The sequence below is a fragment of the Streptococcus sp. CF8_Ac1-9 genome (assembly GCF_024295565.1).
In the GTDB taxonomy this organism is placed as follows: Bacteria; Bacillota; Bacilli; order Lactobacillales; family Streptococcaceae; genus Streptococcus; species Streptococcus parasanguinis_X.
This window is the reverse complement of record NZ_JANCOY010000001.1, coordinates 371910-385946: the sequence shown is the minus strand read 5'-3', so window position 1 is coordinate 385946 and position 14037 is coordinate 371910. Positions and strand designations below refer to the sequence as shown.

At 42.2% G+C, this 14037-nt stretch carries 14 protein-coding genes; 13 read left to right on the top strand and 1 reads right to left on the bottom strand.

What is annotated here, in order from left to right:
- The first annotated feature begins 113 nt into the window (after positions 1 to 113).
- Both NML76_RS01880 and NML76_RS01875 read left to right on the top strand, forming a co-directional pair.
- Positions 114 to 1127: a hypothetical protein gene (locus tag NML76_RS01880; protein WP_195189818.1), complete on the top strand. Its 1014-nt coding sequence runs from the start codon at positions 114 to 116 to the stop codon at positions 1125 to 1127.
- Between the two features lie 54 nt (positions 1128 to 1181).
- Positions 1182 to 2129, top strand: coding sequence for a hypothetical protein (locus NML76_RS01875; RefSeq protein ID WP_195189819.1), 948 nt, complete (start codon positions 1182 to 1184; stop codon positions 2127 to 2129).
- A gap of 121 nt (positions 2130 to 2250) precedes the next feature.
- On the opposite strand, the gene NML76_RS01870 is transcribed toward NML76_RS01875, so the two are convergent.
- On the bottom strand, positions 2251 to 3159 hold the full coding sequence (locus tag NML76_RS01870) for a LysR family transcriptional regulator (RefSeq protein WP_003003594.1): 909 nt from the start codon (positions 3157 to 3159) through the stop codon (positions 2251 to 2253).
- A gap of 243 nt (positions 3160 to 3402) precedes the next feature.
- Between NML76_RS01870 and NML76_RS01865 the strand changes: the two genes are divergently transcribed.
- The 11 genes from NML76_RS01865 (at position 3403) to NML76_RS01815 (ending at position 14028) form a co-directional block, all read left to right on the top strand.
- Positions 3403 to 4839: a DUF6688 family protein gene (locus NML76_RS01865; protein ID WP_254732539.1), complete on the top strand. Its 1437-nt coding sequence runs from the start codon at positions 3403 to 3405 to the stop codon at positions 4837 to 4839.
- Positions 4840 to 5023: 184 nt separating this feature from the next.
- Positions 5024 to 5830, top strand: a complete 807-nt coding sequence (locus NML76_RS01860; RefSeq protein WP_009730936.1) for a dihydroorotate dehydrogenase electron transfer subunit — start codon at positions 5024 to 5026, stop codon at positions 5828 to 5830.
- A gap of 9 nt (positions 5831 to 5839) precedes the next feature.
- Positions 5840 to 6778: a dihydroorotate dehydrogenase gene (locus tag NML76_RS01855; RefSeq protein ID WP_254732537.1), complete on the top strand. Its 939-nt coding sequence runs from the start codon at positions 5840 to 5842 to the stop codon at positions 6776 to 6778.
- 179 nt (positions 6779 to 6957) lie between these two features.
- Complete coding sequence (gene pyrF / locus NML76_RS01850) at positions 6958 to 7650, top strand: orotidine-5'-phosphate decarboxylase (protein WP_013903499.1); 693 nt, start codon at positions 6958 to 6960, stop codon at positions 7648 to 7650.
- A 267-nt stretch (positions 7651 to 7917) separates the two neighbouring features.
- Positions 7918 to 8550: an orotate phosphoribosyltransferase gene (pyrE, locus tag NML76_RS01845; protein ID WP_023917983.1), complete on the top strand. Its 633-nt coding sequence runs from the start codon at positions 7918 to 7920 to the stop codon at positions 8548 to 8550.
- A 142-nt stretch (positions 8551 to 8692) separates the two neighbouring features.
- Positions 8693 to 9292, top strand: coding sequence for a hypothetical protein (locus NML76_RS01840; protein ID WP_049491140.1), 600 nt, complete (start codon positions 8693 to 8695; stop codon positions 9290 to 9292).
- 55 nt (positions 9293 to 9347) lie between these two features.
- On the top strand, positions 9348 to 9839 hold the full coding sequence (locus NML76_RS01835; protein WP_023917987.1) for a DUF3592 domain-containing protein: 492 nt from the start codon (positions 9348 to 9350) through the stop codon (positions 9837 to 9839).
- A gap of 148 nt (positions 9840 to 9987) precedes the next feature.
- The gene (locus tag NML76_RS01830; RefSeq protein WP_195189821.1) at positions 9988 to 11490 is read left to right on the top strand and encodes a glycosyltransferase family 39 protein; all 1503 of its coding nucleotides are present in this window, start codon (positions 9988 to 9990) and stop codon (positions 11488 to 11490) included.
- Between the two features lie 130 nt (positions 11491 to 11620).
- Positions 11621 to 12274, top strand: a complete 654-nt coding sequence (locus tag NML76_RS01825; RefSeq protein WP_254732535.1) for a uracil-DNA glycosylase — start codon at positions 11621 to 11623, stop codon at positions 12272 to 12274.
- Between the two features lie 9 nt (positions 12275 to 12283).
- Positions 12284 to 12748 carry an 8-oxo-dGTP diphosphatase gene (locus tag NML76_RS01820; protein WP_003003493.1) on the top strand — a complete coding sequence of 155 codons (465 nt, stop codon included), beginning with the start codon at positions 12284 to 12286 and terminating at the stop codon, positions 12746 to 12748.
- An 11-nt stretch (positions 12749 to 12759) separates the two neighbouring features.
- Positions 12760 to 14028, top strand: coding sequence for a dihydroorotase (locus NML76_RS01815; protein ID WP_254732534.1), 1269 nt, complete (start codon positions 12760 to 12762; stop codon positions 14026 to 14028).
- The last annotated feature ends 9 nt before the right edge of the window (positions 14029 to 14037 follow it).

Here is a 14037-nt window from a genome sequence, read left to right as displayed (position 1 = left end):
AGAGAAGTGGAAATCCACTTGTTTCAGGTGTTTTTATGTATCCCTTTTGACTAGCGATATAAGAATGTGTCTGATTATGATATAATGAAATAGATTTTGTCAAGGAGGCGTGCATGAAGAAGTTAAAAAAGAAATTGCCACTTGTTTTAGTAGCTTTAGGATTATTCTTCTTTGGACTTTATCAATATTTGAAAAATTATGTTGATCCTGGTTTATTTGATAAGGACTATCAATATACCAGAGTTTATAACTACAAAGCAGAGAAGATCGAGCCCAAAAAAGCAAAAGTAAAAGAGATCAATCTTGAATTTATTTATTATGAAAAATCAGAGGTTCCTCAAGGGTTAACTTGGACGGAAGAAACTCGGTCTGATCTTGGCCACTTTAGCGGTGGGGATGTCATTTTACATGCCGTGTTAGAAGATGGATCAAAAATTAGAATTCCCCTAGACAAAACGATTCGAATGGGTCCAACCTTCAGTCGTAATTTACTATATGATAAAAAATTAGAAAAAGAAATGCTCCGAAGATTTCCAAATGTGATCACAGAGAAAAATAGTGGTTATAAAATTGCCTTTTTAGCCGGAATGATGTATGTAGGGGATACTCTCTATCAAGTTCCAAAAATAGAAGCTGTTACGCGTTTTGCCCTGAAGAATCCAAAATCAGGAAAGTTACAAACTTATTATGAATATGGGAATTTGCCGGAGAAAACAAATACACCTGTGTTTTTAAAAACAAAAAAAGATGTGGACCAAGTAGACATGCAATCTTTTTATGATGATTACTATAAAAGTTGGAAGGGCTACTGGGACAGGGGAGTCGATCCCATTTCTAAAGAATTGTCTAATACCTATCAATATAAATATTATTACGATACTTGGTATTATTCAGATTCTTTATCTAACCTTCCCATTAATATAAATCCTACAGGTTCGGAATTTAAATTAACAGTTACCCGTACGCAGCTGATAAAACCTGATCAAAATGATCAGATGAGAGTACGGACGGCCACAAAAAACTATACAGAGAAAAATAAAGAGGAGTACGAAAAAGAAGTCCTCAACGAACTGAGAAATTATTATGATGCTAGTGAAAGAGCAAGAAAAAAAATATTTCGTAAGTAAGAAACAAGAGGTTTCAATCTTGTTACTAGAGTCCATCTTTAGGGGGTGAAGAAGTTGGAAATTAAGAAGAAACATATCTACCTGGCTTTATTTGGTGTATTCATCGGTTATATTGCCCTTCGTTATTATTTAAAACCTGAGTTATTTGAGCCAGGAGCTATTTATTATGATGTATACAATTACAAAACCAGTAAAATAAAGCCACAGAAAAAGATTATCAAAGACATTAATTTCGAATTTATTCATGATGACATAGAAAAGAAACCATTTGATGGACAATGGAAAGAATCTATCCGAACAGACATAGAAAAATATGGTAGTCGCAGAATACTACATGTGACCTTTACAGATAAAAGTAAAGCGGACATCCCCTTTGATGTAAGTTCAATTGGTCCTGCATTTAGTGAGAAAATTTTAAATAATGAGCTTCTTACGAAACTATCTAACCGTTTTCCAAATCTAAAAGAGGTGGATCACAGCTACATTTATAGAACTGATTTAGTTTTAATGCTCTACCAAGGGGATACCTTGGTTCAAATACCAGAATATCCATATGAGATTAGATTTCAAGTTAGAAATCCAAAGAGTGGAAAACTACAAACTTACTACCAATATGGTACGGAACCAGAATTTACTTTTTTCCGCCCAGTATTCTTTCGGCAATCTGTTATGAATACAGCAGAAAGGAATCAAAGGTTTTTTGATGCTTATGATCAGTCAAAATCACACAATTATTGGGATACACGGTTTGATCATGGTGGAAATAGTTTAAATATTGGTCAAGAAAAATTTTCTGTTTATTTATTTTATTCTGATCGATTTACTAATCAACCGGTTGGAATTCGTATGACAGGAAATTCATTTAAAACTACTATAACAGATACATATATCATGAAAGACCGAAGCAAGAACATTAAAGGTTTTAGAGTTTTATCACAATCGAAAACATACACAGATAAAAATGAATACACAACTGAAATACTTAGTAAAAATGTTAACTGATTTCAAATAATATGGATGCTTAAATGATTTCGTGGATACAAATTATTGACCCATTTTGTTTTCGAAATATAGAAATGACCATAAAAAATATCTGAGTGATCCATGTTCACTCAGATATTTTTTATTTATCAAACTTCACTTCCTCAAGCAAATACTCGATGAATTTTTCTCCCATTTTTGAGAGGGCTGTTTTTTCATGTTTGATGTAGACCAGCTCGATTGGGTCTTCGATATCAAGGGGAATGGAGACGATGTTATTCCCGTTGAGATTGCTGTTGAGGATCCCGGTCGCAATGGTGTAGCCATCCAGACCAATCAAGAGATTAAAGAGGGTCGCCCGGTCACTGACGACGATGGATTTCTTATGATGCTCTTGAGAGAGGATCTCTTCTGAGAAGTAGAAGGAGTTGTGGGTTCCTTGGTCATAGCTAAGGTATGGGAAATCTTCCAGATCAGACAAGTGAACGATCTCCTTCTTGGCAAGAGGATTGGTCTTGCTGACAAAGATATGAGGCTGGGCTGTAAAGAGGTGGGTGGCAATCAGGTGATTATCATCCAGCATCTTAGAGAGGACATCTCGGTTGTAGCTATTCAAAAAGAGTACGCCAACTTCGCTTCGGAAATTCTTTACGTCATCGATGATCTCCCAAGTCCGCGTCTCCCGTAGGAAGAGCTCGTATTTTTCCATGTCGCTTTTCTTCAATAGAGAAACGAAGGCCTCAACCACGAAGGCGTAGTGCTGTGAAGAGACACTGAAAAGCTCACGAGAGCCTACAGGATTTTTATAGCGCTCGGACAAGAGGTCAATCTGCTCCACCACCTGGCGGGCATAAGAGAGGAACTCCATCCCATCGCGGGTCAAAGTGATCCCTTTGGGATTTCGGATAAAGATTTCAATTCCCATCTCATTTTCCAAGTCCTTAACGGCATTGGAAAGGCTAGGTTGCGTGATGAAGAGTTGTTTTGCGGCCTCATTCATAGAGCCGGTTTCGACGATTTTGATAATGTATTGTAATTGTTGTATTCTCATGCTTTTATTTTAACATAAAAGAGCGCGATTTTCCCGTAAAATGTGGTCTTTCAAGGACTGTATCAGAGTATAATGCAGGCTGAGGGAGGTAATAGGAAGTAGGCTAGATCAAATATTTAAAAAATAGAAAATTGGGAACAAAATCTCCATCTGGGGACTGATTTTGATGGAAAATTACAGTTTTGCCTTGATTAAGGGGTGAGCTGATTGATAGAATGGTAAAAAATTAATTGAGGAGATCTTATGAAAAAACTAGTTTCCTGGTATAAGAAAAAGGATAAGGAAATGGAAACCCATTTCACAGCCGGTCTGTTACAGATCAATTTTGTGACCAATGCTCTGATTCTATTGGCCTTTTACATCTATTTGGTCATTAGTCAGTCGATCTATGCTCTATCGGATCCATTTATCCAATTTAGTTTTTGGGAGATCATTGCCTTTACCATGAAGATCTTGCCCTACGGTTTGACCCTGGCCCTCTTTGTCCCCAATATTTTTGTCATCATTTATGGGATTGGTCGGTGGTCTAGCCTCCAGTTCAAAGAAGCAGAGGAAGAAGCTCTCAAAGATCCGGATCTATTTGAGGAAAGAGGAGCAAAGGAAGGAGAAGGGACAAGAGAAGATGACGCATTTCTTACGAAGGAAAAGCAGGAATCACCTAATCCTAAGCCTGTCAAAAAGAAAAAGCAACAGCCTACCATTGTTCTTTGGTTTGGTCTCTTTGGTTGCTTTCTCGAAGCGATTTTCATTTTCATCGTCAAGGATATGACCTTTTACGATTGGAGTGAGAGTTTGATCAATTCTCAGAAGCATGCTTTGATCTGGTCTGGCGCCTATCCGACCTTCTTCACACTGGCAGCTCTTACTTTACTAGCCTTGATCATTTATTCCTACCGGGATGCGAATTCACTTTCGCCGTTAGCAAATGTCTTCTGCATCAGTGGCATTCTAGGAGGTGTGGTTCTTCTCTTAGTTTTCGATAATCAACTGCAGGTAGCAAGTTTTCACACCTTTTTCTTATTGATCTATTCCATCCATCTATTATGGGTTCGCATCAAGGAGTGGCAGGAAGATCGAACAGAGATAAGCTATGAGAATCGTCTACTTCAATGGTTCCACCAGCTCTTAAATCAGTCGCGTAACTGGCCATGGCTAGCGGTCCTTGTTGCCCTTCCGACTCTTGCCCTTGTTGTCCTTATTCTCATGCTCTTTGGCCAGCAGCCGGATTCCATGATCAAGGCCTGGACCAATACAGCTGACTGGGCCTTCTCACAGAAGATCCCTCCTCAGAATCTCATCATTGATGAGCACTATCTCTGTACGGTTGCGGCTGGTGGGCATGAAAAAGTTGTCAAGCCACAGCGGATGGGCGTCCGCCACGGTCATCCAGTCGTTGTCAATCGCCAGCTCTGTATCGCCAATGCCTTTGAACAGGTACTAGAAGAAAAGGCGCCGCGATTCCATCGCTTATTGCGTCGCAATTATGACCGTTATGGCTATCCCTTTGCCAAACATATCAAGAAGAAATGGGCTATGGACCTGATCTATTACCTGATGAAACCTTTGGAATGGCTCTTTTTACTGGTTCTTTATCTAGTTGATCGCAAGCCTGAGAACCGAATCGCCATGCAATACATCAAACCGATCCCAGAAGATTTTGACCCCCGTAAAGTTTCCTGAGTTACTGATTTTACTTGACAAGCGAGAAGGAGCGCGATATAATGAGACAAATTTAACCTTTAAGAGGTCCAGAGAGGCCTGCAAGGAAAGACAGAAATAAGATCAGCAGACGGAGTCTAGCTGATCATTTGTAGGGCCTTGCTTTTGCGAGGTCTTTTTTGCTGGAAGAAAGAAGAGGAAATCAATGGTCAGTGACAGTTGTAAAAAACGCTTTGGCAAAATCATGATGGAAGAGATGGAGCTGGTTGCTCAAGAGGAAATCGCTCCCCGCATCTATTCTATGATCTTAAAGGGGGAAATGGTCGCGCAGATGCTACCGGGGCAGTTTCTCCATATTCGTGTACCGGATGACTCCAAGCTCCTCCGTCGTCCTATTTCCATCTCAGAGATTGATCCAGACAGCCAGACCTGTCGCCTCATCTATCGGGTAGAAGGGGGAGGGACAGCCATCTTTTCTCACTTGCCTGTCGGTAGCTTCCTCAGTGTCATGGGCCCTCAAGGAAATGGCTTTGATCTCACCAATCTCGGCCAAGGTCAGAAAGCCTTAATCATCGGTGGCGGTATCGGTGTTCCTCCTTTGGTCCAAGTGGCCAAACAACTCCATGAGCAAGGGGTGGAAGTTGAAGTGGTTGTCGGCTTTGCGACCAAAGAAGCTGTCATTTTGGAAGAAGAGCTTTCTCAGGTGGCTCATGTCACTGTAACGACAGACGATGGGACTTATGGCACTAAGGGCTATGTCTCTACGGTCATTGATCAGATGGACCAGGAGTTTGACGCTATCTATTCTTGTGGGGCACCTGGCATGCTCAAATATGTCAATACCAAATTCCATGATCATCCCCGCGCCTACATTTCTATGGAATCGCGTATGGCTTGTGGGATGGGTGCTTGCTATGCCTGTGTAGTGCATCTGGAAAATGAAAGCCAAGCAGCTAATAAGCGCGTGTGTGAAGACGGACCGGTCTTTGAAACCGGTACGATTATGATGTAGGAGGACCTTATGACAGCAAATCGACTAGCCGTATCCTTACCTGGTTTAGACTTGAAAAACCCCATCATCCCGGCATCTGGTTGTTTTGGTTTCGGTCAGGAATATGCCAAATACTATGACTTAGACTTGCTTGGATCCATCATGATCAAGGCAACAACTGCTGAGGCTCGTTTTGGTAATCCAACGCCACGTGTCGCTGAGACGCCTGCCGGCATGCTCAATGCCATTGGGCTCCAAAATCCAGGGGTAGACGTGGTCCTGGCGGAAAAACTTCCTTGGTTGGCCCAACATTATCCAGACCTACCGATTATTGCCAATGTGGCTGGCTTCTCCAATGAAGAGTATGCAACGGTATCTAGGAAGATCTCGCAAGCACCAAATGTCAAGGCCATTGAGCTCAATATCTCTTGTCCAAACGTAGACCATGGGAACAACGGCCTCTTAATCGGGCAGGTTCCTGAGTTGGCCTATGCGGCTGTGAAAGCAGCGGTAGAAGCGTCCTCCGTCCCTGTTTATGTCAAGTTAACGCCTAGTGTAGCAGACATCACGCAGGTCGCAAAAGCAGCAGAGGATGCAGGGGCGACTGGTTTGACCATGATCAATACCTTGGTCGGCATGCGCTTTGACCTCAGGACTGGTAAGCCCATCATTGCCAATGGAACCGGAGGCATGTCGGGGCCAGCCATTTTCCCAGTTGCTTTGAAACTCATCCGTCAGGTGGCCCAATCTACGAAACTTCCGATTATCGGAATGGGAGGTGTCGATTCAGCTGAAGCAGCCATTGAAATGATGATTGCAGGGGCTTCTGCGATTGGAGTTGGAACCGCTAATTTCACCGATCCTTATGCTTGTCCAAGCATCATCGAAGATCTGCCACAGGTCATGGATCGCTATGGTATTGACACCCTTGAGAACTTCCGAAAACATGTACGGGAAAATCTACTGTAAATCCTTGACTTTTCCTAAATATCGTACTACAATAAATAAAAACCTTTAAAGCAGTCCAGAGAGGCTCCTAAGGTCTAGACGGTGAATCATGGTAGTTGTTCCTACCTAATTTTCGTGTAACCTTGCCTCGGGCAAGGTTTTTTTGTAGACAAAATGATCAATCAAAAAAGGAGTAATCCATGCGTGAAGAACGTCCTATTATCGCCCTTGACTTCCCAGCTTTCGAGGATGTCAAAAATTTTTTAGAGCATTTTCCAGAAGACGAAAAATTATTTGTAAAAATCGGAATGGAATTTTTCTATGCAGTTGGTCCTGAAATTGTACATTACCTCAAAGGGCTTGGACACAGTATTTTCCTTGATTTAAAATTGCATGATATCCCAAATACAGTCAAATCAGCTATGTCCGTACTGGGGACTTTCGGAGTAGATATGGTGACGGTCCACGCAGCCGGTGGTGTGGAGATGATGCGCGAAGCTAAGGCAGCTCTTGGTGAAGGAGCTAAATTGGTAGCCGTGACCCAGTTGACTTCTACCAGTGAAGAAGACATGCGTGATTGCCAAAACATCCAAACAACAGTCCAAGAGTCTGTAGTTAATTATGCTCGCAAGGCCCAAGAAGCAGGCTTGGATGGTGTTGTCTGCTCAGCCCATGAAGTAGCCTTGATCAAAGATGCCACTTCGTCAGACTTTGTCTGTGTCACACCAGGGATTCGTCCTGCTGGAGCTGAAATCGGCGACCAAAAACGGGTCATGACCCCACAAGAGGCTCATAAAATTGGATCTGACTATATTGTCGTTGGACGCCCAATTATCCAAGCAGAAAACCCATGGGACGCTTACCATGAAATTAAGAGACAATGGAATAGTTAAGAACGTCTAAGAAGCTGTGCTTCAAGACGTTCTACGGGAAGCCCGATAGGGCCTTCCCTAAACTATTCACTAGATTATGAGAATAAAAAGTATCGTTTTATTCTCATAATCGTCGGAACACTAATTGCTACTAAAAGTGAAAATTTTGTAGCTCTACGGGAAGTCCTACTGGACCTTCCCTAACGCGTTCACTAACCTGTAAAGTTGTTGTTTAAATCAATGATTGATTTAATTCGTATATGATTAAAATCGTAAAAAGGAGTCGTCATGTCATTAGCTAAAGATATTGCTAGCCATCTTTTGAAAATCGAAGCGGTTTATTTGAAACCAGAAGAACCGTTCACTTGGGCATCTGGGATCAAGTCCCCAATTTATACCGATAACCGTGTAACCCTCGCTTATCCAGAAACTCGTACCTTGATCGAAAATGGATTTGTAGATAAAATCAAGGAAGCTTTCCCTGAAGTGGAAGTGATTGCAGGTACAGCAACTGCTGGGATTCCTCACGGAGCCATTATTGCGGACAAGATGAATTTGCCATTTGCCTACATTCGTAGCAAACCAAAAGACCACGGTGCTGGAAATCAAATTGAAGGCCGTGTACCACAAGGTCAAAAGATGGTCGTAGTGGAAGATTTGATTTCTACTGGTGGATCTGTCTTGGATGCTGTCGCAGCTGCCAAGCGTGAAGGGGCGGACGTTCTTGGTGTGGTTGCCATCTTCACCTACCAATTGGAGAAAGCCGATAAGAAATTTGCGGAAGCTGGCGTTCAACTTGAAACCTTGTCTAACTACACAGAATTGATTCATTTAGCAGAAGAACAAGGTTACATCACTTCTGAAGGTTTAGAGTTGTTACACCGTTTCAAGGAAAACCAAGAAACTTGGCAAGATAAATAATAGGACGGAAGCGTTTCTAACGCTTCTTTTTTATACTCTTTTCACTAGTTGGTGATTAACTTGAATCTCAAAGTAAAATCCGGTATGATAGTAGTAATTGTTTTTATGGATGAAGGAAAAACTATTTTTAAGGGAGAATAAGATGACAAAAGAACATTATTTGCAAATGAAGAAGGAATTTAAAATTAGATTTACAATTATTATCGTCCTAGGTATAATTGCTAGTGTATTTTATATTCAGATATTGCTTAGCCACTCTCGTGAAGTGCCCTTTTTTATAACCTGTCTTGGAACTCTCACCTTCATCAATCAGTCATTGATTGCACCTTTCTTTTATGAGAAAAAAGCAGCTGAGAAGGAACATCCAGAATGGAAGAATTTATCAACAAAAGGAGTAGAAATTCCTCAGGAAGAAATTCAAAAACGAAATGGGATATCGATCCTATCTTTCATCATTGTAATTGTTGGATTCTTCATGTTATACCGACCAGCTCCAAAAACGGATGTAGGAACTGAGGTAATAAAAACTAATAGCGAGATCCAGTCTGTGCCAGAAAGTTCGACAGAAAAAGAATCTAGCACAGTCTCTAATTTAACCCCGAAAGATGTTCAAACTTTACAAGAATTGAAAGAAGAGATTGAATCCAATGCTCCATCAGATTCAAATTCACTAGATATAAACAAAGCAAAAGATTTTGCAGAAAAAGCGCAGCAACAGAATTGGTTGAAAAGGGGAGAATAAAAATTTTTCAAGGGATTTGAAACCAACTAGTTTATGTGAAAGGGTAAAAAAATCAATGACAGTAACAATATTCTGGCTTAGCTTGGGCATTCTGAGCCTTGTTTTCTTGATCATGCTGCTCATCTTTTACACCTTGTATCGTCGTGAAATAAAAGTGAAAACAGAATCAACCGCAAAAGTTCTGGGAGAAGTAGTTGCTTTTGATTCCAAAAATCAACTGCTTATTTCCCTGCCTGTGGTGGAGTATCAAGTTGGGGGCGAAAGATACCAAAAGACCTTTACCTACGCTTATTTCAGAGAGACTTCTTCTAAGTCAAGACAAACCAATGTTTTCGATAGAACCTATGTTCTTGGAGCCGGCAAAAATCTGGATTTGCGGATGATATTCCCAATCGGGTCTCCTATGACAGTCTTTTATAATCCAGTCGACCCACAGATCGGTTTTGTCGAACGATATGCTGGCTTAGTCGGTTTCTATAAAATCGGAATGATTCTAACGGTTGGAATTTATCTTGTATTATTATGTATTTTAATTCTAGTATTTTAGGTCTGTTAGTTAAGGTTAAGAGTTAAAAATTGCTTCGATAAAATGAGTATGTTTATAAATTACATTTTAGAACAACTTTTCTTTTCACTTTACAGTTGATAGTCAGTCCAAAACAGCAGAAATGCTGTTTTTTTGATATAATGGAGCTATGTTATCGAAAAGTAAACGTATTCTATTTGGGATGCTTCATGTTGTCATGTTGCTAGTGATGGTCCACTGGTTCTTGATCAGTGTGACCTATCTGAGAGAGATTTCATGGCTAGCCATTTTAGGTGCTGGGTTGCTATTTCTGCTAGCCTGGCTGAAACGCGATGGGCTAAAGAGTGCCTTTGCTTGGTTGACTCGGCATAAAAAAGGCTTCTTGCTTGGAGCGGTTGTCTTTCAGTTGATCGTTATGGTCTGTGCGGAGCTCTTGATCCGTCGGGATGCTGCGGTTGTTTTCAAAGGGGCTTTTGATCTTCTTAAGCAATCCTCTATCACCAACTACCTCAGTCGCAATCCCAATAACATTCCGCTCTTTCTTTACGAGAAGTTTTTCTATGTCTTATTTGGCTCTAGCGGTCTGTGGGTCATGCAGGCTCTCAATATCCTCTATGTCAATCTGGGTGCAGTCCTCTTGTACAAGCTGTCCCAGAAGCATTTCAATCAAAAAACGGCTGATCTGGTCTATCTCTTCTATGTGAGCTTGATCTGTTACTCGCCTTATTTCTATTCCATGTATACGGACATTCCGCCACTTCCTTTGATCGCTCTTCAGTTATGGTGGGCTTTGGATCTATTAAAGGAAGATCAAGCAGTCTCCTGGAAGAAGATTGTTGGCTTGGGGATCTTATCTGGCGTATCCATGTTGATCCGTCCAACGACGATTATTGTCATGATTGCCTTTTGGGCTGTGCTCTTTTTCAGAGGAAATTGGAAGGCCTTTGGAAAGATTGCTACGGTGACGGTCTTGACGACGGGCTTTGTCTTTGCAGGATTGAATACAGCGGTCAATCATCAAACAGTTGTACCGATCTTGAAACAAGAAGGGCTGGCAAAAGGCCCGCTCTTGTTTATCAATCTGGGCTTGACAGATATGGGGCACAACCAAGAAGATATGAAAGAAGGCTTGTTGGCCTATATCGATGAGGATAAGCGCTCGGATTACAACAATGGCCTCTTTAAAAAAGAAAATGTGATCAAAGAAATCAAACGCCGGCTCAAGGAATACGGACCGTTCGGTTTGATCGGGCATATCTACTACAAGCAATCCTTGACGGTAGCAGAAGGGACCCTCGGTTGGCTTTACCGAGATGTAGAGTATGAGAAGACGCCTTTTATCAATCCTCTATATGCACCTCTGACTAAAAATAATGGTTTGGCAAAATGGGTGCGGACCTATTTCCTCAGCATTGATCGACCGCAGTACAAGTATTATGAATTTGTCAAGCAGCTGATCTGGATCGTCCTATCGGCTGGTTTGGTTGGAGCTTATCTCAAACGTCGAGATACAGATGATTTTAACTTCCTTTCCTTAGCGGTCTTTGGTGGTTTGCTTTTCTTAACCATCTTTGAAGGTGGGAAGACCCGCTACCTCATCCAATTCTTACCGCAAATTTTACTAGTCGCTTCGATCGGTCTAGCAGGATTTACCAAGAAAGAAAATACATAAAAGCTCCTGCTTGTTTGACAGGCAGAAAAAGAGGTTGGACAAAATTATCCAGCCTCTTTTTTATCCAGTGGATCTGCGCCAAATGTGGTATAATGGAAGGTAAGAATTTATTGGATAGCGGAGAGTTTCCATGCAGCATTCACCCTGGCATGAAGCCATCAAATCCCATCTTCCAGAAGGGTATTTTCACCAGATCAATGACTTTATGAATGAAGTCTACAGCAAAGGAGTGGTTTATCCACCGCGTGACAAGGTCTTTAAGGCCTTGCAGATGACAGAGATGGATCATGTCAAGGTCTTGATCTTAGGGCAAGATCCCTACCATGGACCGGATCAAGCGCAGGGCTTAAGTTTTTCTGTTCCAGATCATGTACCAGCGCCGCCTTCTTTGCAAAATATTCTCAAAGAATTGCGCTCAGATATCGGAGAGAAGCGTTCCCATGATCTGACCTCTTGGGCAGAGCAAGGCGTGCTCTTGCTCAATGCCTGCTTGACGGTGCCTGCTGGTCAGGCCAATGGCCATGCAGGACAAATTTGGGAGCCTTTCACAGATGCTGTGATCAAGGTGGTCAATGAGTTGGAGGAGCCTGTTGTCTTTATCCTCTGGGGATCTTATGCCCGTAAGAAAAAGCCTCTGATTACCAACGATCGACATTTGGTCCTTGAATCAGCTCACCCAAGTCCTTTATCGGCCTACCGAGGATTCTTTGGTTCCCAACCCTTTTCAAAAACCAATCAATTTTTGAAAGAGGCGGGACGCGAGCCGATTGATTGGTTAAGATAGGAGAAAGAAATGCCACAATTAGCAACGATTTGTTACATTGACAATGGGAAAGAATTTCTCATGTTGCATCGCAATAAAAAGCCCAATGATGTCCATGAAGGTAAATGGATCGGAGTTGGTGGAAAATTAGAACGCGGGGAAACCCCACAGGAGTGTGCGGCGCGTGAAATTTTTGAGGAGACCGGCCTTAGAGCCAAGCCAGTTTTGAAAGGGATTATTACCTTTCCGGAGTTTACTCCAGATTTGGACTGGTACACCTATGTCTTCAAGGTAACAGATTTTGAGGGAGAACTGATCGAGTGTAACGAAGGGACCTTGGAGTGGGTACCTTATGATCAAGTCCTCTCAAAACCAACCTGGGAAGGGGACCACACCTTTGTTGAGTGGTTGTTGGAGGATAAACCCTTCTTTTCAGCAATGTTTCGCTATGACGGCGACCGCTTGTTAGAGTCGCATGTTGATTTTTATGAATAAAGGAGAATGCAATGGTTGTCATTAAAAATGGTCGCGTAATGGATCCCAAGACTGGCTTGGATCAAGTCTGTGATCTTCGCATTGAAGGAAAGAAAATTGTAGAGATCGCTGAGAACCTCCGAACGGATGGGCAAGAAGTCCTTGATGCTACTGGTCTGGTTGTGGCACCTGGTTTGATCGATGTACACGTGCATTTCCGCGAACCCGGTCAAACTCATAAAGAAGACATCCATACGGGTGCCTTAGCCGCAGCTGCTGGTGGTTTTACTCGAGTGGTCATGATGGCCAATACCAATCCGACCATTTCAGATATTGCGACCTTAGAGGAAGTCTTAGCTTCTGCAGCCAAGGAAAATCTTCACATTCATACGGTTGCGACGGTGACTAAGAACTTTGACGGTCAACACCTGACAGATTTTGAAGGCCTGCTTAAGGCTGGTGCAGTGGGATTTTCAGATGATGGGATTCCCCTTCAAAGCACTAAGGTTGTCCGCCAAGCCTTGGAAGAAGCTAAGCGTTTAGGAACCTTTATTAGTCTGCATGAAGAAGACCCTGAGTTGAATGGTATTCTTGGTTTGAATGAGAACATTGCCAAGGAACACTTCCATGTCTGTGGTGCGACGGGTGTAGCCGAATATTCAATGGCTGCGCGTGATGCCATGATTGCTCATGCGACAGGTGCCCACCTCCATATCCAACACCTTTCCAAGGAAGAAAGTGTCAAGGTGGTGGGATTTGCCCAAGGATTAGGAGCTCATGTAACGGCAGAAGTGGCACCTCAACACTTTTCGAAAACAGAAAGTCTGCTCTTGACTAAAGGAAGCAATGCTAAGATGAATCCACCTCTTCGCTTGGAATCTGACCGTCTAGCAGTGATTGAAGGCTTGAAGTCAGGCGTTATCTCTGTGATTGCGACTGACCACGCGCCTCACCATGCGGATGAGAAGAATGTCCCTGATATTACCAAAGCACCATCTGGAATGACTGGGCTTGAAACTTCGCTTTCTCTTGGTTTGACCTACTTGGTGCATGCAGGCCATTTAAGCCTGATGCAATTGCTTGAAAAGATGTCCTATAATCCAGCACGTCTCTATGATTTTGATGCTGGCTATATCGCAGTGGATGGACCGGCAGATTTGACCATCTTTGATCCAGAAGCAGATCGTCTGGTATCGGATCATTTCGCTTCAAAAGCGGGCAATTCACCATTTGTGGGTGAAACACTAAAAGGAAAAGTCGCTTATACGATCTGTGATGGACAAGTGATTTTTCAAGGATGAGCGATCGTA

Excerpts from the sequence above, each read along its gene's own strand:
- NML76_RS01855 (WP_254732537.1), top strand. The coding sequence starts at position 5,840 with ATGACAGCAAATCGACTAGCCGTATCCTTACCTGGTTTAGACTTGAAA.
- NML76_RS01830 (WP_195189821.1), top strand. The coding sequence starts at position 9,988 with ATGTTATCGAAAAGTAAACGTATTCTATTTGGGATGCTTCATGTTGTC.
- pyrE (WP_023917983.1), top strand. The coding sequence starts at position 7,918 with ATGTCATTAGCTAAAGATATTGCTAGCCATCTTTTGAAAATCGAAGCG.
- NML76_RS01825 (WP_254732535.1), top strand. The coding sequence starts at position 11,621 with ATGCAGCATTCACCCTGGCATGAAGCCATCAAATCCCATCTTCCAGAA.
- NML76_RS01870 (WP_003003594.1), bottom strand. The coding sequence starts at position 3,159 with ATGAGAATACAACAATTACAATACATTATCAAAATCGTCGAAACCGGC.
- NML76_RS01840 (WP_049491140.1), top strand. The coding sequence starts at position 8,693 with ATGACAAAAGAACATTATTTGCAAATGAAGAAGGAATTTAAAATTAGA.
- NML76_RS01820 (WP_003003493.1), top strand. The coding sequence starts at position 12,284 with ATGCCACAATTAGCAACGATTTGTTACATTGACAATGGGAAAGAATTT.
- NML76_RS01880 (WP_195189818.1), top strand. The coding sequence starts at position 114 with ATGAAGAAGTTAAAAAAGAAATTGCCACTTGTTTTAGTAGCTTTAGGA.
- NML76_RS01815 (WP_254732534.1), top strand. The coding sequence starts at position 12,760 with ATGGTTGTCATTAAAAATGGTCGCGTAATGGATCCCAAGACTGGCTTG.
- NML76_RS01860 (WP_009730936.1), top strand. The coding sequence starts at position 5,024 with ATGGTCAGTGACAGTTGTAAAAAACGCTTTGGCAAAATCATGATGGAA.
- NML76_RS01835 (WP_023917987.1), top strand. The coding sequence starts at position 9,348 with ATGACAGTAACAATATTCTGGCTTAGCTTGGGCATTCTGAGCCTTGTT.
- NML76_RS01865 (WP_254732539.1), top strand. The coding sequence starts at position 3,403 with ATGAAAAAACTAGTTTCCTGGTATAAGAAAAAGGATAAGGAAATGGAA.
- pyrF (WP_013903499.1), top strand. The coding sequence starts at position 6,958 with ATGCGTGAAGAACGTCCTATTATCGCCCTTGACTTCCCAGCTTTCGAG.